This window comes from Microbulbifer zhoushanensis, assembly GCF_021729055.1.
In the GTDB taxonomy this organism is placed as follows: domain Bacteria; phylum Pseudomonadota; class Gammaproteobacteria; order Pseudomonadales; family Cellvibrionaceae; genus Microbulbifer; species Microbulbifer zhoushanensis.
Map to the genome: position 1 here is coordinate 38,835 of NZ_JAJSAO010000006.1, position 20,794 is coordinate 59,628.

A 20,794-nucleotide genomic window follows, 5' to 3' on the forward strand; every position below is an offset into this window, starting at 1 on the left:
TCCTAGATCCACAGCTTCTGTACACGGCGACCGCCGTAAAACAGGTTAATGAGTGCGCGGGTGCCCATGATGGCGCTGAACATGGAAGTCAGGATGCCGATGGACAGGGTGACCGCGAAGCCCTGTACCGGGCCGGAACCAATGGCGTACAGGATCACCGCCACGATCAGGGTGGTGATATTGGCATCCACGATGGTGCTGTAGGCGTTGTCGAAGCCGGCGCTGATTGCGGTCTGTGGTGGCATGCCATTGCGTAACTCCTCCCTTATTCGCGAGAAGATCAGCACGTTGGCGTCCACCGCCATACCCACGGTCAGCACGATACCGGCGATACCGGGCAGCGTCAGGGTGGCGCCGAGGATCGACATCACCGCCACCAGCAGTACCAGGTTAACTGCCAGGGCGATATTCGCCGCCAGGCCGAAGACCCGGTAGAAAATCAGCATAAAGATCAGCACGCCGATCAGGCCGATCTGCACCGATTTCACACCCACCTTGATGTTGTCGGCACCCAGGGACGGGCCGATTACCCGCTCCTCGACGAAATACATGGGTGCCGCCAGGGCACCGGCACGCAGCAACAGCGCCAGCTCCTGGGCCTCGGCCGGGCTGTCCAGGCCGGTGATGCGGAACTGCCGGCCCAGGGCACTCTGTACCGTGGCCAGGCTGATGATCTTCTTCACGTCGGTGCGCTTCTGCACCACGGTCTCGTTGCCCTCTGCATCCACCACCGTCTCGGGGGTGAAGCGGCTCTCGATAAACAGGGTGCCCATGCGGCGACCCACGTTCTTCCAGGTGGCACGGTGCATCAGTTCACCACCGCGGGCATCCAGGGTGATGTTCACCTGCGGGAAGCCGCTCTCGTCATAGCCCACGCGGGCATCGGTGACCCGGTCACCCTTGATGATCACCTTGCGCTCCAGCCAGGCACCACCGTAGGCCTGCCGCTGTTGCTCGCTGCGGTACTCGAAGTATTCCTTATTGGTGACCAGGGTGTCGGGCCGGGCCTCCATGCGGTATTCCAGGTTGGCGGTCTTGCCGATGATGCGCTTGGCCTCGGCAGTGTCCTGCACGCCCGGCAGCTCCACCACGATGCGGTTGCGCCCCTGGCGCTGCACGATCGGTTCCGCCACACCCAGCTCGTTCACCCGGTTACGGAGGGTGGTGAGGTTCTGGCTGACGGCGTAATCTTCCAGCTGCTTGATCTCCTGGTCCCCCAGGGTCGCCCGCACCTCCAGGTTGTCACCGCTGCCTGCCTCGGTCAGCTGCAGCTGCGGGAATTCCTTGCGCATGGTGGAAACCGCCTTGTCTCGCAGCTCCTCGGTGCGGAAGCGGGCCACGATCTCACGTTCATCCACCAGGTCAACACCGCGATAGCGGGCGTCAGCGGCCCGCAGCTTGGCCTTCACATCCTGCTCATAACCTTCCATGTTGGTGCGCACGATCGTGTTGGTATCCACTTCCATCAGGAAGTGCACACCACCGGCAAGGTCCAGGCCCAGTTTCATCGGGCTGGCACCCAGGTCGCTCAGCCAGTCCGGGGTGGTGGAGGCCAGGTTCAGGGCCACCACGAAGTCGCTGTGCCCCAGGGACTCCTGGATGACACGCTTGGCGGGCAGCTGGTCTTCGACGGAATCGAGCCGCAGCAGTACTGCCTTGTCCCCCACTTCGCCACCGAAGTGCTCGATACCGGCCTCATCCAGGGCTTTCTGCGCCCTTTCCAGGACGCCCTCGCCTATCTCCATGGCGCTCGACTGGCCGGAGATCTGCACCGCCGGATCCGGTTTATAGAGGTTGGGCGCGGCGTACAGGAAGCCGAGCGCCACGACGATGAGAATCAGGAGGTACTTCCAGATGGGGTAGCGATTCATGCTGCTCTCGTTGTTGTAATGCGGCCTTGTGGGCCGGTAAAGCTGGCGATTTCGGCAGATATGCGGGCACATGCCGGGAATTGCAAGGCGGGCGTCACAACCGAATCGGGGGCTGATTATACGGGGATCGCCTGAGGGTACAAATCAGCCGGGACCCGACGGGGTCAAACCTCTTGCCCGGCCGGAAGGGGGATCTGCAGGGACGGGCGGATACAAGATCCGCCCCTATAGGTGCAAGGCTCAGGATTGGGCGGCCAGCGGTGGCACCTCCCGCCCCAGCCCTGCATAAAATTTGGCCACATAGTCCTCCAGCGCCCCGGCGGCAATGGCGTCGCGCAGGTATTGCATCAGGCGCTGGTAGTGGCGCAGGTTGTGGATGGTATTGAGCTGCGAGCCCAGGATCTCACCGCAGCGGTCCAGGTGGTGCAGGTAGCCGCGGGAGAAATTCTGGCAGGTATAGCAGTCACAATCGGGATCCAGCGGGCCTGTATCATGGCGGTGTTTGGCATTGCGGATCTTGACCACCCCCTCGAAGGTGAACAGGTGGCCATTGCGCGCATTGCGGGTGGGCATGACACAGTCGAACATATCCACGCCCCGGCGCACCGCTTCGACGATATCCTCCGGTTTACCCACGCCCATCAGGTAGCGCGGCCGGTCGGCGGGCATCTTGTGGGCCAGGTGGTCCAGCACCTTGATCATCTCTTCCTTGGGCTCCCCCACCGACAGGCCGCCGATGGCATAACCATCAAAGCCGATCTCCGTCAGGCCACGCAGGGACACATCCCGCAGCTCCGGGTACATGCCCCCTTGCACAATGCCGAACAGCGCCGACGGGCTGTCGCCGTGTGCCTGCTTAGAGCGCTCGGCCCAGCGCAGGGAGAGCTCCATGGACTTGCGCGCCTCATCCGGTGTCGCCGGGTACGGGGTGCATTCGTCGAAGATCATGACGATATCGGACCCCAGCGCCTTCTGCACACGCATGGACTCCTCAGGGTCCATAAATACCGGGCTGCCGTCCACCGGCGATTTGAAGGACACGCCCTCTTCGGTGATCTTGCGCATCTTGCCCAGGCTGAACACCTGGAAGCCGCCGGAATCGGTCAGAATGGGGCCCTGCCACTGCATGAAGTCGTGCAGGTCGCCATGCTCCTCGATCACCTGGGTACCGGGTCGCAGCATCAGGTGGAAGGTATTGCCGAGAATGATATGGGCCCCGATGGCCTCCACATCCCGCGGCAACATACCTTTCACGGTGCCGTAGGTACCCACCGGCATAAAGGCCGGGGTCTCCACCACCCCGCGCGGGAAGCGCAAGCGGCCCCGGCGCGCGTGGCCATCGGTGGTATCCAATTCAAACTGCATAAAGCACTGGCGGCTCAACGGAAGCTCCTGGATTTTCTCTGAAACGGGGTTCTGCCGGGCGGCGACAATATCCGCCCAGGACATAACCCGCTCGTAACGTAGGGGCGAACCTTGTGTTCGCCCGGCAAAGAGGCCCCGTGGCAAGGCAGACAGCAGGTCCACCCCTACCAGGGGTTAACGTCGGGATTACGCTCGATCAGCATGGCATCGCCATAACTAAAGAAACGATAGCGCTCCCGCACCGCCTCCCGGTAGGCGTTCATGGTCTGCTCGTAACCGGCAAAGGCGCTCACCAGCATCATCAGCGTCGACTCCGGCAGGTGGAAGTTGGTGATCAGCCGGTCCACCACCCGGAAGCGGTAGCCCGGATAAATGAAGATCGAGGTCTCACCTACCGTCGGGCGAAGCTCCCCTGAACCTGCCGCGCTCTCGAGCGCGCGCACGCTGGTGGTGCCCACGGCAATCACCCGGCCGCCACGGGCACGGCAGTCGGCCACTGCCCGACAGACAGACTCGGGTACATTGAGCACCTCGCTGTGCATCTGGTGGTCGTGTATATCGTCCACCCGTACGGGCTGGAAGGTCCCCGCCCCCACATGCAGGGTCACAAAGGCAGTCTCCACGCCCATATCCCGCAGCGTATCCAGCATGTCATCGTCAAAGTGCAACCCGGCGGTGGGGGCCGCCACGGCACCCGGCTCGCGGCTGTAGACTGTCTGATAACGCTCGCGGTCGGACGCCTCGTCGGGACGGTCGATATAGGGTGGCAGCGGCATATGCCCCAGCCGCTCCAGCACCGGCAGTACACCCTCACCGGGGAACTCCAGCTCGAACAGCGCCTCGTGGCGCGCCACCATCTCCAGCGGCGTATCGTCCTCCAGCAGCAGGCGGCTGCCGGGCTTGGGCGACTTACTGGAACGGACATGCGCCAGCACCCGGTACTCGTCGAGCACCCGCTCCACCAGGATCTCCAACCGGCCACCGGTCTCCTTGCGCGCATAGAGGCGCGCGGGAATCACCCGGGTATCATTGAATACCAACAGGTCCCCCGGCCTCACCAGCTGGGGCAGCTCGGCAAAGCGGCGGTGGCTCACCGCACCGGAGGGCCCGTCCAGGCACAACAGGCGGCTACCCCGCCGCTCCTCTGCAGGGGCGCGGGCAATCAGCTCATCGGGCAGATCGAAATGAAAATCCTGGCGACGCATGGTTTCAGTTTAGGTGGTTGGGAAGTGGCGCGAAGAGTACCGGAATCCCCCGCCACCGCCAAATCCGGTTGACCCCCAACCGGCCATCGCTATAATCAACACCCCTATCCGGGGCACCCCGCAAAGCGGGCACAACACGCCCCGAACCGCTGCCAGAGTGGTGAAATTGGTAGACACGACGGATTCAAAATCCGTTGGGGTAAAACCCGTGCCGGTTCGAGTCCGGCCTCTGGTACCAAACAAAAAAGGCCCGCAATAGCGGGCCTTTTTTGTTTGGAATCGGAGCGTCGGCGAGAACCGACACTCGGTTCGACCGATTGCGCCCCATGGCGCAATCAACGACGAGCGACAGCGAAGCCCGCAGGGGCGCATCGGCAACGCCGATGCGATCAGTCCGGCCGGTTGAAGAAAACTGAATCCTCTGCCCCCGCGAACTCTTTTCCTTTAGTACCACGGGCCGGTGAGAGCAGCCCCCCGGTTCGACCGGTTGCGCCTATCGCCTTCCACCCTGGGTGCGCAATCAATAACGAGCAACCGCAGGTTGCGAAGCCCGCAGGGCCAGAAAGCCACAGCTTTTCTGGTTAGTCCGGCCGAGGGTCTTCAGGATCCTCGCCCGACGACAAACCGTGGCTCTAGTCCCACTGAATATCGGCGAGAACCGCCCTCCGGTTCGACCAACCACTCCAGCGGCTGGGACACCCCAATGCGGTGCGCGCAGGGGTACACCCGCCATGCCAATGCAGTCAACTCTCCAGTCCACCTCCTCCACCGGGTGCCCCTTCCCTTTTGCGCCAACTTTGGCATAACCTCGTTACATCCATGCAGTAAAGAGAATAACAATGACAGACATACTGATTGTCGGCGGCGGGCACAACGGTCTGGTGTGCGCCTGCTACCTGGCCAGAGCAGGAAAACAAGTCACGATACTGGAGCGCCGCGACATCGTCGGCGGCGCCGCGGTCACCGAAGAATTCCACCCCGGTTTTCGCAACTCCGTGGCCAGCTACACGGTCAGCCTGCTGAACCCGAAAATCATCCGGGACCTGAACCTGCACGAACATGGACTGCAGGTGAAGCTGCGCCCCCAGTCCAACTTCTTTCCGCTTTCGAGCAGCGACAGCCTGTCGTTCTACAAGAGCCCGGCCGAAACGCGGGCGGAGATAGCCCGCTTCTCCCAGAGGGACGCCGACGCCCTGCCCGCTTTCTATGAGATGCTGGAAACGGTCGCCGACGTGCTGAGGGAAGAGCTGCTACGGACACCGCCCAACGTTGGTGGCGGGCTGGCTGACCTGGTCCGTGCCGGGAGCTTCGGCATGCGCGCGAAAAAACTCAGCATGGCCCAGCGCCGCGATGCCCTGGACCTGTTCACCAAGAGCGCCACCGACGTCCTCGACGCCTGGTTCGAGAACGATCATGTCAAAGCAGCATTCGCATTCGATTCCATTGTCGGCAACTACGCTGCGCCCAGTACACCGGGCTCGGCCTACGTATTGCTCCACCACGTATTCGGTGAAGTGAATGGCGAAAAGGGCGCGTGGGGCCATGCCATCGGCGGCATGGGGGCCATTACCCAGGCCATGCTGAAAGAGGCAGAGCGCCTCGGCGTCGAGGTGGTTACCGGAGCCGGAGTCGAGGAAGTGATTATCGATGGGGGACAGGCAAAAGGCGTCAGACTCGCCGACGGTGAGGTGCTGCATGCAAACAAAGTGGTTTCCAACGTGGGCCCGAAACTGTTGTTCGGCAAGCTTCTCGACCAGCAGCACCTGGAGCCGGAATTCCGCCGCCGGGTGCGGGGGTTCAAGGTGGGCTCGGGCACCTTCCGCATGAACGTGGCCCTGTCCGAACTGCCCGACTTCAGCTGCCGCCCCGGGACCCAACTCCAGCAACACCATCAGGCAGGTATCGTGATCGGCCCCTCCATGCAGCACCTGGAACAGGCCTACCTGGATGCGAAACAGTTCAGCTGGTCGAAAAAGCCCATCGTGGAAATGTTGATCCCCTCCACTGTCGACGACACCCTGGCGCCTGCAGGGCAGCACGTAGCCAGCCTGTTCTGCCAGCAATTCGCACCGGAGCTGCCGGACGGCAAGGACTGGGACGACTATCGCGAGCAGGCCGCGGACACCATCATCGACACGGTGACTGAGTATGCCCCCAACTTCCGCGATGCAATCATAGCCCGGCAGATCCACTCACCACTGGACCTGGAGCGCAAGTTCGGGCTGGTGGGCGGTGACATATTCCACGGTGCACTGGGCCTCGACCAGCTCTGGTGCAATCGCCCGTTTATGGGGTTCAGCGACTACCGCACCCCGATCAAGGGACTCTATCTGTGCGGTTCCGGTACTCACCCGGGCGGCGGCGTAACCGGGGTTCCGGGACATAATGCGGCCCGTGAAATATTGAAGGATTGATTGGCAAAATCCATCACAAAAGGGGGCTCCGGCAGTCATTCACCCGGTCTCCGGTACAACCAATTGCAGTGCCTGCCGGGGGCTTCAATGCCACACACAGGAACACTTGACTCTGCCACCAATTTGTCAAAGCTTTTCCATTTCGGCTTGTCGAGAGCTGCAATTACGAGCTACCCCAGGTTCCACCTTCCGCGATCAAGTCAGGTTCAGGCCATTTGTGGTACTGCCCGGCGGAGGGTTGTTACTGACAGGATAACCGCCAGCACAGAACATATGGCAATACTCGCCGCGAGCACCACCGGTGTGCCATCAAAAACCAGGCTGACCAGCACGATCGCCACCGCACCCAGCAACATCTGCAGGGCACCGCCCAGGGCTGCCGCAGTGCCGGCAATGGGGCCGTGGTCATCCAGGGCCAGCACCATGGACGTGGGTACCACGAGGCCCAGGAAGGTGTTGCCGGTCAGCAGCAGGGTCACCAGCAATACAAAGCTGTCGAACCCGGCACTGACCAGGCTGACCATTACCAGGGATGCCACCGCAAAACCGGCCACGGCAACCCTGACGACCGGCTGGGGCCCATAGCGCTCGCCAAGGGTGGCAGCGAACTGGCTGGAAGTGAAGAAGCCCAGGGCATTCAGGGCAAAGGCCAGGCTGAACTGGGTCGGCGTCAATCCGTAGAACTCCGTATACAGGAATGACGAGGTGGAGATAAAGATAAAGAAGCTCGACATCCCCAGCCCACCAATCAGTGTCAGGCCCATATAAGTTCGGTCACGGAACAGCACGCCAAAGGCTTCCAGCATCGACGACAACCGGAATGGCACCCGGCTCTCCGGTGCCAGGGTCTCCTCCAGGCTCCAGCGTGTCAGCAGCAGGCTCACCACCGCGGCCAGGGCTACGGCAATAAAGACCGATGGCCACCCGAGCCACCCGATTACCGCACTACCCGCCAGTGGCGCCAGCATCGGCGAGATGGAGATCACCAGCATCACCGTGGTCATCAGGCGGGTGCCCTCGTTGCCGGTGTACTGGTCACGGATAATCGCCCGCGGGATCGACATCACCGCCGCCGCACCCACACCCTGCAGGAAACGCAGCGCGATCAGCCAGTCGATCGTGGGCGCGAAGGCGCACCCCAGGGAGGCCAGCAGGAACAACCCCAGGCCAAAATACAGCGGCGGCTTGCGCCCGAACATGTCCGACGCCGGTCCGTAGAAAAGCTGGCAGACACCGAAGGCCACAAAGAAGGACATCAGTGTGTACTGCACCGCTTCCACCGGCGCATCGAGACTGGCCGCGATCTGCGGCAGCGCGGGCAGGTACATATCAATCGCAAACGGACCGACACAGCTGAGCAGGCCCAGGATCAGGGCCATCTTGATAAATCCGGGTTTCATAAACTCTCTTTGGCTCAACGGGACTGCGGACTGCGCCGGCAGCGGGAGGGAACTCGGTTGACGATGTTACGGCATCTAGCCCCGCTTGTGACCAGCCGGGGAATTGTCATCCTGGTGGACCCAGTACTTCTGCATCTTCAGGAACATGAAGGATGCGGTCCAGGTAATCATCACCAGGCCGGTCAATGCCTCCAGGCCGGCGGTAAAGCGCACGTAGCCGTGGGGTTCGATATCGCCGAACCCCAGGGATGTGTAGGTGGTGAAGGAAAAGTAGGCACAATCGAGCAGGGAACCGTCGAAATTGCCCTCCAGCATCTCAAAGCGGTCTGAATGCACCATGTAGTAGTATCCCAGTGCAAACAGCCACATCTCAATCACATGGGCGATCAGGGCGCCGAACACCCCGATCAGCAGGGCCAGGTTGCGGTGCACGGTGATTCTCTGGCCCAGGCGGAAGAGCCCGTTCAGCGCCTCGTGGTGAATCACCACCACCGTTGCCACCAGGGCACTATTGATAAACATGGCGTACAGCATGTCAGCGCCTGCCCCGGAAAAATTCCCGCACCAGCTGTGCGGCCTCCTCTGCCATCACGCCGCCCTCGACCGCGATGCGATGGTTGAAGAAACCCGCCTCACCGAGTTGCAGCTGGCTCTCCACCACACCCGCACGGGGCTCACTGGCGCCATACACCAGCCGCGCAACCCGGGCGTGCATCATGGCCCCGAAACACATGGTGCAGGGCTCGATGGTGACGTACAGGGTGGTTTTCGGCAGCCGGTAGTTCTGCTCTTTTTCCGCCGCCCGGCGCAGGGCGACAATTTCCGCGTGGGCGCTGGGGTCACAGTTACCGATGGGGCGGTTGCTGCCCTCACCGATGATCTGCCCATCCCGGACAAGTAGCGCGCCCACCGGCACCTCGCCGCGCTCCGCGGCAATGCGGGCGAGCTCCAGGGCGTGCTGCATAAATGTGTAGTCTTTCGGTGTCGCCATTGTCTCTCGATCAGGGTTTGGCAACCAGGCGGCGCAGGACGAAGTCGCCTTCCAGCTCCAGTCGTTCTTGCTGCTCCAGTGCCTCGCGGGCGCTGCTGTCACCTTTCCAGGCAAACGGCGTCATGGCGAGGAAGTCGGCCACGGCTGCAGTCCCATCCAGTACAAAGCGGAAGCTGCAGCGCATTTCCACTTCCGGCGCAAACCCCTCAACCGGTTTCGGTGGCGCATGCTCCCGCGGCTCTTCATACAGCGCGCGCTTCAACGACCAGAGATGCACCGGTCCCGGCGCCACATCGAGTAGCGTGCCGCCGGGATTCACAATCCGTTTCAGCTCGCTGTCCGCCGCCGGGGCAAACACCCGTAACAGCTGGTCCACACTATCGGTCTGCACCGGGATTGCATAGCTGCCGGCCACCACATACTGGATATCCGGTTGGGCTTTGGCGGCCATACGTGCACCCGCCTTGGAGATATCGAGCCCCCCGAGCGCCCCGGCGGGCCAGCCGGCCCGGAGCAGCTGGCGGGTGTAAAACCCCTCGCCGGAGCCAATGTCCAACAGCTGGCGCCCACTGCGATACGGCAGCAGCGCAGCGATGGCATCAACCAGTGGACGGTAGTGGCCCGCCTCCAGGAAGCGGCGACGCGCCCGCAGCATGTCCGCGGAGTCGCCCGGTTCCCGGCTGCGCTTGCGATTTGCCGGCAGCAGGTTCACGTAGCCTTCGCGGGCGCGATCAAAGCTGTGGCCGTTTGCGCAGCACCAGCTGTCTCGGGTGTTCTCAATAGCCGACTGGCAAACCGGGCACAACCAGATCATCCTGTCTCTTTTTCCTCACTTGGGTACGCCTGCGCGGGCTCCCGCTGCAGGATCATATCGGCGGCTTTCTCTGCAATTGCAATGACCGGCGCATTGGTGTTGCCGCTCACCAGCGTGGGCATCACCGATGCATCCACCACTCGCAGGCCGCCGACACCGCGTACCCGCAGCTCATTGTCCACCACGGCCATATCATCGCTGCCCATTTTACAGGTGCCGGCGGGGTGATAAATACTTTCCGCGTTTTCTCTAATAAATGCCTCGATCTTGCGCCGCGTCGCCAGCGCGCCCTCCGGGCTCCACCAGCGTTTCTGGTAACGTTGCAGGTCCGCCTGGGAGAGAATATCGCGCACCATTTCGAATCCCTCCACCAGCACATCGAGGTCCTCGCGCTCACTCAGGTAATTCGGCTGGATACGCGGCAGCGCCGCCGGGTCGCGGGAAACCAGTGAAATTGTGCCGCGGCTTGCCGGGCGCAGGCCGCACGCGTGCAGCGAGTACCCATAACCACCGGGCTTCTTCAGCCCGTGCTGGAACAGGGGCGCAGCACAAAAATGGAACTGGATATCCGGCTGCCCGCCGGCATGGCTGGAACTGGCGAAACCGCCCGCCTCGGCAACATTGCTGCTGAGCGGGCCCCGGTTGAGCAGTAACAGTTCCGGCAGGCGCAGTGCGTTTTTCACTATCGGCCAGAACGAATTGGAAAAAGTCACCGGCGCATTGGCTTCCACCACCTGGGTGATGTCCAGGTGATCCTGGAGGTTGCGACCCACGCCGGGCAGGTGCGCCTGCGGTGTGATACCCAGCCGTTTGCTCTCGGCCACATCCCCGATACCGGACAGCTGTAATATCTGCGGCGACTGGATGGCCCCGGCACTCAGGATTACCTCGCGGTTGGCAATGATGCGCCGGCCATCGAGCAGCTCCACACCGGTGACCCGGTCGCCGTGAAACAGCAGCCGCGCCACCTGGGCTCCCGTATGGACATTGAGATTGGGGCGGTTGATCACCGGGTGCAGGTAGGCAGCGGCTGCCGAGCAGCGCCGGCCGCGACGCTGGGTCACCTGGTAGAACCCCACCCCATTTTGCTGTGAGCCATTGAAATCGCTGTTCAGCCGGTGCCCGGCTTTCTGCGCCGCGCGCACGAAAGCACGACCGGACTCGGTCTTCCACTTGAGATCCGACACCGCCAGGGGGCCGTAGCCGCTGTGGTGTGCATCGCTGCCACGCTCGTTGCCCTCGGCCATCAGGAAATAAGGCAGCATATCGCGCCACCCCCAGCCGGGGTTGCCCGCCGCCTCCCAGGCATCGTAATCCGCGCCATTGCCGCGTATGTAGATCATGGCATTAATGGCACTGCTACCGCCCAGGGTACGTCCACGGGGCCACAGGAGGCGCCGTTCGTTCAGGTGTTCCTGGGGCTCCGTATGATGGTGCAGGTTATAACGCTGGCCCGGTACCAGGTAGCTGATGCCGGCGGGAATACTGATCATCAGGCTACGATCGCGACGGCCCGCCTCCAGCAGGCAGACCCGGTTCTGTTCCTGGGCACTGAGGCGGTTGGCGAGCACACAGCCGGCGGAACCGGCACCCACAATGACATAATCGAAAATCATCTGGCGGGGCATTTACTGTTTCTCTCTTATTCTCTGTTTTACCTTCAAGGTACACTTGGCGCGCTCCTTCTCCAAGGCGAATGGAAAGCTTGCCATGACCGATTCCGAATTCAGCGATAAAAAGATCCTGCAGAGCTGGGAGGTCAACGCCTCGCCCTGGGCCCGGGCTGTCGGTGCCGGTGAGATTGCCAGCCGCAGGCTGGTCACCGATGGAGAAATTGTAGCCGCCCTGCTCGAGGGCAAACCCGGGACAGTGCTCGACGTTGGCTGTGGCGAGGGCTGGCTGGGACGGGCGCTGGCCGCGCACGGGATAAGGGTTTGGGGGATCGATGCCACCGCGGAACTGGTGGAGGCGGCCCGCCGCCAGGCGGGGCCGCTGGAAAATTACCGGCAGGTCTCCTACGAAGGGCTGGAGCCCGGCTACCAGGGACGTCGATTCGACGCCCTGGCCTGTAACTTCTCCCTGCTGGGCAGGGAGTCGGTGGAACAGGTGTTTGCCAGCGCTCCCGGCCTGCTGAAGCAGCGCGGCCGGCTGGTGGTGCAGACCCTGCACCCGACTGTTACTACTGGTGGGGAACCCTACCGGGATGGCTGGCGCAGCGGGTCCTGGAAGGGGTTTGGCGCAGGGTTTTCTGATCCTGCGCCCTGGTACTTTCGCACAATCACAAGTTGGGTCGAGTTATTCCAGCGCAATGGGCTGGACCGGGTGGCGCTGCGCGAACCGCTACATCCCGAGACCGGCCAGCCCGCATCATTGATACTGGTGGGCAGTCGCAGCGAGTGACCGCCGCCCGGCCCACCAGCCGGGCTTCAGTCGGCCGCAGCAGCCTGTGGCCGGTCTTGTCCCTGTTGCCCGGCAGCTGCCAGGGTCGCAGCGCGCCCCTGGCGGCGCCCGTCGGCGCTGAGTGCGCGCACAGCCCGGACGCCCCCGGCGTCAACTGACTCGCCGGCAGCCAGTGGATACCACTGCTCGCCGTCAAAATACTCCAGCTGCAGGCCAGGGAAAGGCATCGCGGTACGCAGTTCACCGCCACTGACGACGGCACCCGGCACCGGAACCCGGTAACCCACACCGGCCAGGTCGAGTTTGGGTAGCTCGCGATGGCCAAGCACAGTTGCGAAGCCCCGCCAGTCCTCTTCCAGCGCCCGGCGATCGACGTGGGAGGATTCGGCGGAGAACTTTTGCCCGGCCTGCAGGGGCAACTCCCATTCCGCCCCGTGCCAGGCCCGTTCTGCCAGTGCCAGCAGCCTGGGGAACACCATGTACTCCACCAGCGCATCGGTGCGCACCACTTCACTCCACAGCTGTCCCTGCACACCGCGCACCCGCTCGGCGAAGGATGGCGCCGGCGCAGTGGCGGACCAGGAACCACCATCGCGGTTCAGCGAGATCTCCGCCAGCTGTGCGGTGTTGAGGGGTGCGTAGCTGAAGGTCTTGCGTGTATCGGTGCCCCGCGACGCCCAGTAGTAGCCACTCTCTTCCGGGTCCAGCTCGTAGGGCATATCAAAATAGAGAAAGTCAGAGTGTGACTGCACCACGTCGAACCCGGCCTCCGCCAAGTGTACGCTCTCGTCTCCGCCACCCCAGAACAACGGTGCCCAGGCATTGGCGTAATTATCATCCGTGGACAGGGTGCTACCGGCATCCTCGATGGTTTTGACGCCGTCATTCCACGCCGCAAAAGTCTCAATCCCCGCCTCTGCCACCAGGGCACTGACACGCTGTGCGTAATAGGCGCCCAGCTCATCGATGCTGTCCACCGCCCCGCTGGCAATCAGTTTTTCGCACCGCGGCGAGCCCGACCAGGGCTGGCGGCGTGACTCGGCGGGTACATCGCCCTTGCCCAGGTCATTTCCGGGGCCCGCCTCAAAGGCATCGCTGGCCAGGATGTTGACCGCCTCATCACCACCGAAGTGCCAGCTGCGCAGGGGCTGCCCGGCCTGCTCGTGCATGGCCTGCACCTCGCGCAAGACCTTGCCGACAAAGGCGTAGGTGGAATCGATGCACGGGTTGATATAACTGTCATCGTAGAACTGTACTGACAGGTAGCGGGTATTGTCCTCCGGGTCCACCAGCCGGTACTCGCCGGCCTCCTCAGGCGACTCATCCGCCAGGCGCTGGTAGCGAGCCTCCATCGACACGACAGCCGCACGGGCGTGGGCCGGCATATCAAATTCCGGGATGACCTCGATATGCCGCGCAGCCGCATAGCGAACAATCTCGATATAGTCGTCCACGGTGAAATGGCCGCTGCCATTATTGTCAGTACCTGGCCCGGAACCCAGCTGCGGCAGCAGGCAGCGGGTCTCGCCCGGATCGAAGCAGCGTCGCGCCCCCACCTCGGTAAGCTCCGGCAAGCCGGGAATTTCCAACCGCCAGCCCTCGTCGTCGGACAGGTGGAAGTGGAAGCGGTTGAGCTTGTACGCGGCCATCTGGTCCAGCAGTTTCAGCACCAGTGCCTTGCTGTGGAAGTTGCGCCCCACATCCAGGAACATACCGCGATGCGGGAACCGTGGCCCATCTGCAATTGATACAGTAGGCAAAGTTGCGCTGCGGGGATCTGCCAGTGCCAGGAGCGACTGCACGCCATAAAAAGCCCCCGTCACGTCAAAACCGACGATCTCGGCGCCATCCGCACGGGTCTCCAGCCGGTATGCGCCCGCGACACTCCCTGCACCACTTACGCCCTCTTCCCCGGCACCCTCACTAAACACGTCCGGGTCGACAGTCACTGCTACCGGGTAGGCGCCGCTATCGCCGGCGGCCAGTCCCAGCTGCTGCAGTCGCGCCTCGATCGCGGCGCGGGTTGCCGGAGCCAGTGCGTTTGCATCCAGGGTAATGCCCGCATCAATCGCCACGGCTGTACCGGTGACACGGGTCTCCTGCGCCCGGGGGATAATACGGTGGCGCCACTCTGCCGCGGCTCCATGCTCCTCGGCGGAAAATTCCTCGTAGCGACTGGCGGCGCTGGCCAGGGTATTGGCATCGTCGGCGGTGCGTTTCCAGTTGTCCTGGTGGTGGGCGTTGATGGGTGCCACCAGTGCATCAATCGCATCGCTATCAGTGGACTCGATCACCCTGGCCTGCCCTTGACCATCCACCACAAACATACGCGGCATCAGGTCTGACTCTGCCTGCAGCCAGTGCTCCGCCAGCAGGTCGATATCCAGTGTTTCCCCCGCACCCAGACCGGTGAATCCGTGTGTCGGTCGCAGCCGGTGCAGGTCTCCCTTTACGTGCTCCAGGGCCAGGTCGTCGCGATTCAACACAGCCAGTGCCCGGCGGACGCTGTGGAAGTAGAGGGTCCAGTCCCGCTCGCCGGGCGCAATGGCCGGACCATTATTGGTCAGCGAGATGCGATAGGTGGAACAGGTTGCGCCACTGCCCCCGGCCCGCTTGCAGCGCTCGCGCAGGTCGGCATCGATGGCCTGGAAGTTAACCAGCACCGCCTGCTGCACCTCGACATTGCCGGCTATGCGCGCCGCCGCCGAATCCGCGGCCGGGCCCCGGCCGGAATCGCTGCAGGAAGCGGCAAGCAGGCAGGTAAACAGCGTGGACAGGAGTCTGGCGGGTCGTTTTGTGGCCATGGGCTTCTCATTGCTTATTGTCTTTGTCGGCCAAGATAGCGAATAAGACAGCGCTGTCAATAGCGCTAAACTTTGATTGCTGTTTTCCTGTGGCCCTCTCAGGGCCGGGCTTTCAATTCAGCGGCCCCAGGATTGATCAATTTGCGAGCAACTTGATGAATTTAGCGTCTGGCGGCAATGATAACTAGATCAAGTTTTTATAAAAAAGGTCCGGACGCCATAGCCGCGCAATAAAAAACTTTGACGCTTTGCACCCCACCGCCAGGCAAGGCTGGTCAACAATGTGAGAGGTGAGTAGTGGCGCGGGCTGCAGAAAAAACTGACTGAAAACCCCCATTGGTCCACGCTTTTCCATTGCAACTGCTGACGGCTCTGTGAGATACATCTTGTTGTTCTGGGTGAGCCATAATAATTACAGCGGTTGTTCAGTAACCGTACAGGAAAACAGACACCCCCGGGGTAAATCCAATGGAACTCTGCAGTACTCGTTTCCGTAGCTCCAGGCACCTGACAGCGGTGCTCGGGCTGTTTTTGCTCCCAGCTACCTGCCTCGCCGACGATCTTTTCATTCCCGATTCCAGTCACGCTCTCAACCTCCAGGCCGATAACGCCTTTTTCGTCGACAGTGCCTTCGCGCTGGATAACACCGCTCTCTACCAGGCGGCCGACAACCTGCGCAACAACTCCATGAGCAACGTCCAGCGCCAGTTGAATTACCAGTGGCTGCAGATGCACACGCATCCGGACAAGTTCAAGCCCACCATGGGTGGCCGGGCGCTCAACCAGATCCTGAAAATGGGCTGGGATACGTACCGGGAGCAAAACAAGCGCAACTCGTCCAACCCGCTGCTGCGATACTCCAACGCCGGCCATGGTCGCATTGGCAAGTCGATGGATTACGATGTGCGCCTGTCGGACGACAAGTTCAAGGTGAGCTTCGAATACGAGTTCTGAAGCCAACCTGGAGCTCACGAAATTCCGCAACGCACACAGGCGTGGCAGTTTGTTAGAATCTCCGCCAGTCCAACCTGGCGGAGCCTCCCGTGAGCAATCCTACCCCCCCTGCAAGCTTTAATGACCTGCCCCTGGCCGGCGTCGGCCGTCGCCTGGCGGCCCTGCTCTATGACAGCCTGATCATTGCCGGCCTGTTGATGGTCTACGGCTTTATCGCCCTGATGGTGGCATCCGCTGTGGTGGGCCTAGACTGCCAGTCCGGGGCGCAGGATTACTCCACCCCCTGTGTCAGTGGCGACGAACCACTGTTCCGGCTGGGGGTACTGGCGGTAATCGCCGGTTACTTTATCTGGTCCTGGCGTGCCGCGGGACAGACCATTGGCATGCGCGCCTGGCGCCTACTGCTGGCAAGCCCCGAGGGCGTGCAGATGAGCTGGCGCCAGTGCGCTATCCGCGCTTTAGTGGGACCGCTGTCACTGGTGACCCTGGGGGCGGGTTTCTTCTGGTCCTGGACCCGGGCCGACCGCGCCAGCTGGCATGACCTGCTCTCCGGCACCCAGGTGCGCGTGCTGCCCAAGAAGAAAAAATAGGGATCGGGATAATACGGGTCGATTTCGGCCTCCCGGGGCCGCCCCCGGATCCAGGCGCCTGCGGCGCGGCCTTCCCGGGTAGCTGCTACAGGGCGCAGCGGGGCTAGCGCGCCCGCTTCAACAGCAACCAGCCGAGGCCGAAACAGAGCAGGATCGGCACCAGCACGGCGATAAACGGCGGGAAGCCAAACACCAGTGAAGACGGCCCGAGCATGTCCTGCAGGGTCTGGAAGACAATGCCCACCATCACCCCGGTGAACACTCGCAGACCGGTGGTAACCTCCCGCAGGGGACCGAAGATAAAGGAAATGGCCACCATCACCAGGCTGGCAATAGTCAGCGGCTGCAACAGTTTCTTCCAGAACTCCAGCCAGTAACGGCTGGCATCCTCACCCTTGTTGTCCAGGAAGTTGCCGTAGGACCACAGGTTGCGCGGTGACAGGTCCGATGGCAGCGGCACCACCAGCGAGAACAGCTCTGGCAGGATATCGGTTTCCCACCCCTGCTTCTCGCTGGTCTCCGCGATCGCCTCCTCCTCGGTGAAACGGGTCGAGCGATTATTGACCAACTGCCATTGATTGTCGGCAAACTGCCCCCGCTCGGAGAAAGTCACCCGCTCCAGGTCCCGGTCGCTACCGAAGCGGTAGCGGGTCACACCGTACAGGTCCCCACCGGGCATCGCGGCATTGAAATGCACAAACTCCCCGCCCTCGCGCAGCCACAGCCCCTGCTCCAGGCCACCCCGCTGCAACTCACCCAGGGCCACCGCCTTGCGTGTTTCCGCGGTCTGGCTGGTGTGCGGGATCACGAACTCTGCCAGCACCAGGCCCAGCAGGATCAGGACCAGCACCGGCTTCATCACCGCCCACGCCAGCCGGCCGATGGAGACACCGGCCGCGCGCATCACGGTGAGTTCACTGGTACCTGCCAGCGTACCCAGGCCGATCATGCATCCCACCAGGGCCGCAAAGCCCAGGTATTCGTAGGCCCGGTCGGGAATCGTCCACAGCAGGTACCGGACCACATCCGCCGGCTGGTAGTTGCCGTCGATATCCTGCAGCTCATCGATATAGGCGAAGATCATATCCAGCCCCAGGATGACCAGCAGTACGCCGGCAATCGCTGCGGCCACCGTGCGGCCAATATAGAGATCCAGCTTACCCATCATTGCTTGTCTCTCCCCGCGTTTCTCCACCGGATTCCCCCGGCTTCAGGCCACTGCGCCTGGGACAGCGGCGGAACCTGCCCCCGCCCAGTAGCAGCAGCCCCAGCACCAGGAAAGGCGGATGCACCAGCCACAGGGCTGCAGGATTGCTGATGTCTCCGTCCTCGACCGCGCCGCGCACCCAGATCAGGCTGTAGAGGTAGACCATGTACAGCAGCACTGCCGGGATCATCTTCAGGTAGCGGCCCTGGCGCGGATTGGTACGGCTCAGCGGCACCGCCAGGATCGCCACCACCAGCACCAGCACCGGCAGGCTGAAGCGCCAGTGCAGGTTGGCTCGCTCCTCCGGTTTATCACTGCGCCAGAGGTCCAGGGTGGAGGCACTTTCGATTCGATCGCTCTCGCGCTCCCGCAGCCGCGGCATCTCCAGCAGGGTTTCGTAGCTGGAGAATTCCATCAGGCGGTAATCGCGCTGCCCCGGCACACCCTCATAGCGATATCCGTCGCGCAGCACCAGGTAGCGCAGGCCGGTCTCCGGGTCGATCTGCTGTACTCCCTCGCGGGCAAGAATCACCACCTGGTAGTCGGATTCCGTCTGTGCCCGGGCGGAGCCCAGTTCCGCCAGGAACACCTCATTCATGGTGGAGCGGTCCTCGCTCAGGGAGTCGGCGTAATAGACCGCCCTGCCCCCCTCGGTAGCGACAAATTTCCTCGGCACCAGATGATCGAATTCATTGCGGGACTTGTCGGCGGTAAGCAGGCCGGAGGAGCGCTCCAGGCCGGTGGGCGTCAGGTACAGGCTCATGGAGGCCACCACCAGCGCCACCAGCAATGCGGGCGCCAGGGTGTAGGTAAGCAGGCGCCGCTCACTGAAACCACAGGCGTGCAGCACCGTCATCTCACTCTCGATATACAGACGCCCATAGGCGAGCAGGATGCCGAGGAAGAACCCCATCGGCAGCAGCACCTCCAGGAAACCCGGCAGGCGATAACCCATCACCGGGAAAAGAATACTGGCAGACAGGTCTCCGGCAGCCGCCTCAGCAAGGTACTTTACAAAACGACCACTCATCACCATCAGCAGCAGTACGGCGCTGACTGCCAGCGTGGCATAAAGCAGCTCGCGGCAGAGATAGCGGAAAATAATCACAGGACGAATGGCTTCCTTGGTAACAGCAGTGCGTACGGCCGGACAAAATTTGCACAAGTGCAAACCCAGTTAAGCATTACAATCGCTACCGGGTTAAACTTGAGCGGCGCATTATCACCAAAATCGCAAGCAATGTCTCGGTTCGGGGACATTGATCCAGTTTTCAGTAAAAGGAAAGGAATGATGCAGTTCACCGCCAAGGTCTCTGATATCACCAAGCAGCGCAGCGCCTGCGCAATTCTCCCCGCAGACAGCAAGAACCGCCTGACCGCCAGCGGCAGCAGCCTCGACGGTGAGACTGGTGGTTATATCAGCCGCATCCTCAAGCGCGGCGACCTCGGCAGCAAGCCCGGCAGCACCCTGCTGCTCACCCCGAGTGAGGGCAAGGCAGACCGCATCCTGCTGGTGCGCACTGGCGACGGTGTTCTTGACCAGGCAGAGTTCCGCAAACTCGCCCGCGCCGCCGCCGGCGCCGTGAAGGGCTTCAAGGACGCCACCAGCTACCTGACGGAAACAGAAGTAACCGACGCCGATATCGGCTGGCAGGCGCAGCAGCTCGCGCTGGCTGCCGGGCTCGCCGCTTACAAATTCACCCGCTGCCTGAGCGAGGCCAAACCCAATCCACTGGCCAAGTTCCAGGTGCATGTGCCCGACCGCAAGCAGCTCAAGGCCGCACAGCAGGGCGCAGCGCTGGGTGGAGCGCAGGCCTCCGGCAGCAACGTCGCGCGGGAACTCGGCAACCTGCCGGGCAATATCTGTACCCCCATGTACCTGGCCGGGCAGGCCAAGGAACTGGCGAAAAAACACGCAAAAATCACCACCAGTGTGGTGGATGCCAAAAAGATGCAGTCCCTGGGTATGGGCGCATTTATGAGCGTGGCCAAGGGCAGTGACGAACCACCAGCCTTGATCGCCATGAACTACAAAGGCGGCAAGGCCAGCGACAAGCCTGTCGTGCTGGTGGGCAAGGGCATTACCTTCGACACCGGCGGTATCAGCCTCAAGCCCGGCATGGCCATGGATGAAATGAAATTCGACATGTGCGGAGCGGCCAGTGTCTTCGGCGTGATGAATGCCCTCGCGGAGCTGCAGCCATCGATCAACGTGGTGGGCCTGGTGGCGGCGGCGGAGAATATGCCCAGCGGCCGCGCCAGCAAGCCCGGCGATGTGGTCACTTCCATGTCCGGAAAGACCATCGAGATCCTCAATACCGACGCCGAGGGACGCCTGGTCCTATGTGACGCGCTGACCTATGCGGCCAAGTTCAAGCCGGAAGTGGTCATCGACATCGCCACCCTGACCGGTGCCTGCGTTATCGCACTGGGCAACCACGCCACCGGCCTGTACGCCAACAAGGAAGAGCTGGCGGATGCCCTGGTCGCGGCCGGGGAGCGCGCCGGCGACCGCGCCTGGCAGATGCCCCTGTGGGACGAGTACCAGTCGATGCTGGATTCCAATTTCGCCGACATGCAGAATATCGGCGGCCGCGAGGCGGGCTCGGTAACCGCGGCCTGCTTCCTGTCCCGTTTCGCCGAGGACTACACCTGGGCGCACCTGGATATCGCCGGCAGCGCCTGGAACTCCGGCGCCAGCAAGGGGGCCACTGGCCGCCCGGTGCCACTGCTGCTGGAATACCTGCTGGGCAAGTAAGCCCGGCCCAGAAAGGCGGGA

16 protein-coding genes and 1 tRNA gene are annotated in these 20,794 nt (G+C 62.5%); 6 read left to right on the top strand and 11 right to left on the bottom strand.

The window, feature by feature from the left end; genetic code table 11:
* Positions 1-2: 2 nt before the first annotated feature.
* The 3 genes from secD to queA form a co-directional block, all read right to left on the bottom strand.
* The gene (secD, locus tag LVD10_RS13260) at positions 3-1,871 is read right to left on the bottom strand and encodes a protein translocase subunit SecD (RefSeq protein ID WP_233005886.1); all 1,869 of its coding nucleotides are present in this window, start codon (positions 1,869-1,871) and stop codon (positions 3-5) included.
* Positions 1,872-2,111: 240 nt separating this feature from the next.
* Positions 2,112-3,236 carry a tRNA guanosine(34) transglycosylase Tgt gene (gene tgt / locus LVD10_RS13265; RefSeq protein WP_305080423.1) on the bottom strand — a complete coding sequence of 375 codons (1,125 nt, stop codon included), beginning with the start codon at positions 3,234-3,236 and terminating at the stop codon, positions 2,112-2,114.
* Between the two features lie 164 nt (positions 3,237-3,400).
* The gene (gene queA, locus LVD10_RS13270; protein ID WP_233005887.1) at positions 3,401-4,441 is read right to left on the bottom strand and encodes a tRNA preQ1(34) S-adenosylmethionine ribosyltransferase-isomerase QueA; all 1,041 of its coding nucleotides are present in this window, start codon (positions 4,439-4,441) and stop codon (positions 3,401-3,403) included.
* 151 nt (positions 4,442-4,592) lie between these two features.
* Between queA and LVD10_RS13275 the strand changes: the two genes are divergently transcribed.
* Positions 4,593-4,679 (top strand) — tRNA-Leu (locus tag LVD10_RS13275).
* Between the two features lie 577 nt (positions 4,680-5,256).
* The gene (locus LVD10_RS13280; RefSeq protein WP_305080424.1) at positions 5,257-6,855 is read left to right on the top strand and encodes a phytoene desaturase family protein; all 1,599 of its coding nucleotides are present in this window, start codon (positions 5,257-5,259) and stop codon (positions 6,853-6,855) included.
* Positions 6,856-7,061: 206 nt separating this feature from the next.
* Here the strand turns inward: LVD10_RS13280 and LVD10_RS13285 are convergent, their stop codons facing one another.
* From LVD10_RS13285 to LVD10_RS13305, 5 genes are all read right to left on the bottom strand, one after another.
* Complete coding sequence (locus tag LVD10_RS13285) at positions 7,062-8,255, bottom strand: multidrug effflux MFS transporter (RefSeq protein ID WP_233005889.1); 1,194 nt, start codon at positions 8,253-8,255, stop codon at positions 7,062-7,064.
* Between the two features lie 75 nt (positions 8,256-8,330).
* A complete protein-coding gene (locus LVD10_RS13290) occupies positions 8,331-8,789 on the bottom strand; it encodes a potassium channel family protein (protein ID WP_233005890.1) in 459 nt (152 codons plus the stop codon).
* Position 8,790: 1 nt separating this feature from the next.
* Entirely contained in the window at positions 8,791-9,246 is a 456-nt protein-coding gene (tadA, locus tag LVD10_RS13295; RefSeq protein WP_233005891.1) for a tRNA adenosine(34) deaminase TadA, read from the bottom strand.
* Between the two features lie 10 nt (positions 9,247-9,256).
* Complete coding sequence (locus LVD10_RS13300; RefSeq protein ID WP_237063947.1) at positions 9,257-10,060, bottom strand: putative RNA methyltransferase; 804 nt, start codon at positions 10,058-10,060, stop codon at positions 9,257-9,259.
* Positions 10,057-11,688: a GMC family oxidoreductase gene (locus LVD10_RS13305; protein WP_233005893.1), complete on the bottom strand. Its 1,632-nt coding sequence runs from the start codon at positions 11,686-11,688 to the stop codon at positions 10,057-10,059. The genes LVD10_RS13300 and LVD10_RS13305 overlap by 4 nt, the downstream gene beginning before the upstream one ends.
* Before the next feature lie 82 nt (positions 11,689-11,770).
* On the opposite strand from LVD10_RS13305, the gene LVD10_RS13310 reads away from it, so the two are divergent.
* Complete coding sequence (locus LVD10_RS13310) at positions 11,771-12,460, top strand: class I SAM-dependent methyltransferase (protein ID WP_233005894.1); 690 nt, start codon at positions 11,771-11,773, stop codon at positions 12,458-12,460.
* A gap of 26 nt (positions 12,461-12,486) precedes the next feature.
* Here the strand turns inward: LVD10_RS13310 and LVD10_RS13315 are convergent, their stop codons facing one another.
* The gene (locus LVD10_RS13315) at positions 12,487-15,264 is read right to left on the bottom strand and encodes a family 20 glycosylhydrolase (protein WP_237063948.1); all 2,778 of its coding nucleotides are present in this window, start codon (positions 15,262-15,264) and stop codon (positions 12,487-12,489) included.
* A 468-nt stretch (positions 15,265-15,732) separates the two neighbouring features.
* On the opposite strand from LVD10_RS13315, the gene LVD10_RS13320 reads away from it, so the two are divergent.
* A complete protein-coding gene (locus tag LVD10_RS13320; RefSeq protein WP_237063949.1) occupies positions 15,733-16,218 on the top strand; it encodes a hypothetical protein in 486 nt (161 codons plus the stop codon).
* An 89-nt stretch (positions 16,219-16,307) separates the two neighbouring features.
* A complete protein-coding gene (locus tag LVD10_RS13325; protein WP_233005897.1) occupies positions 16,308-16,808 on the top strand; it encodes an RDD family protein in 501 nt (166 codons plus the stop codon).
* Between the two features lie 103 nt (positions 16,809-16,911).
* Here the strand turns inward: LVD10_RS13325 and lptG are convergent, their stop codons facing one another.
* Complete coding sequence (lptG, locus tag LVD10_RS13330) at positions 16,912-17,976, bottom strand: LPS export ABC transporter permease LptG (protein WP_237063950.1); 1,065 nt, start codon at positions 17,974-17,976, stop codon at positions 16,912-16,914.
* Positions 17,966-19,123 (bottom strand): LPS export ABC transporter permease LptF, encoded by a 1,158-nt coding sequence (gene lptF, locus LVD10_RS13335; RefSeq protein WP_233005899.1) that lies wholly within the window; start codon positions 19,121-19,123, stop codon positions 17,966-17,968. Before lptF ends, lptG begins: the two co-directional genes overlap by 11 nt.
* A 183-nt stretch (positions 19,124-19,306) precedes the next feature.
* Here lptF and LVD10_RS13340 point away from each other — a divergent pair, with 183 nt between their 5' ends.
* Complete coding sequence (locus tag LVD10_RS13340) at positions 19,307-20,773, top strand: leucyl aminopeptidase (protein ID WP_233006671.1); 1,467 nt, start codon at positions 19,307-19,309, stop codon at positions 20,771-20,773.
* Positions 20,774-20,794: the final 21 nt, after the last annotated feature.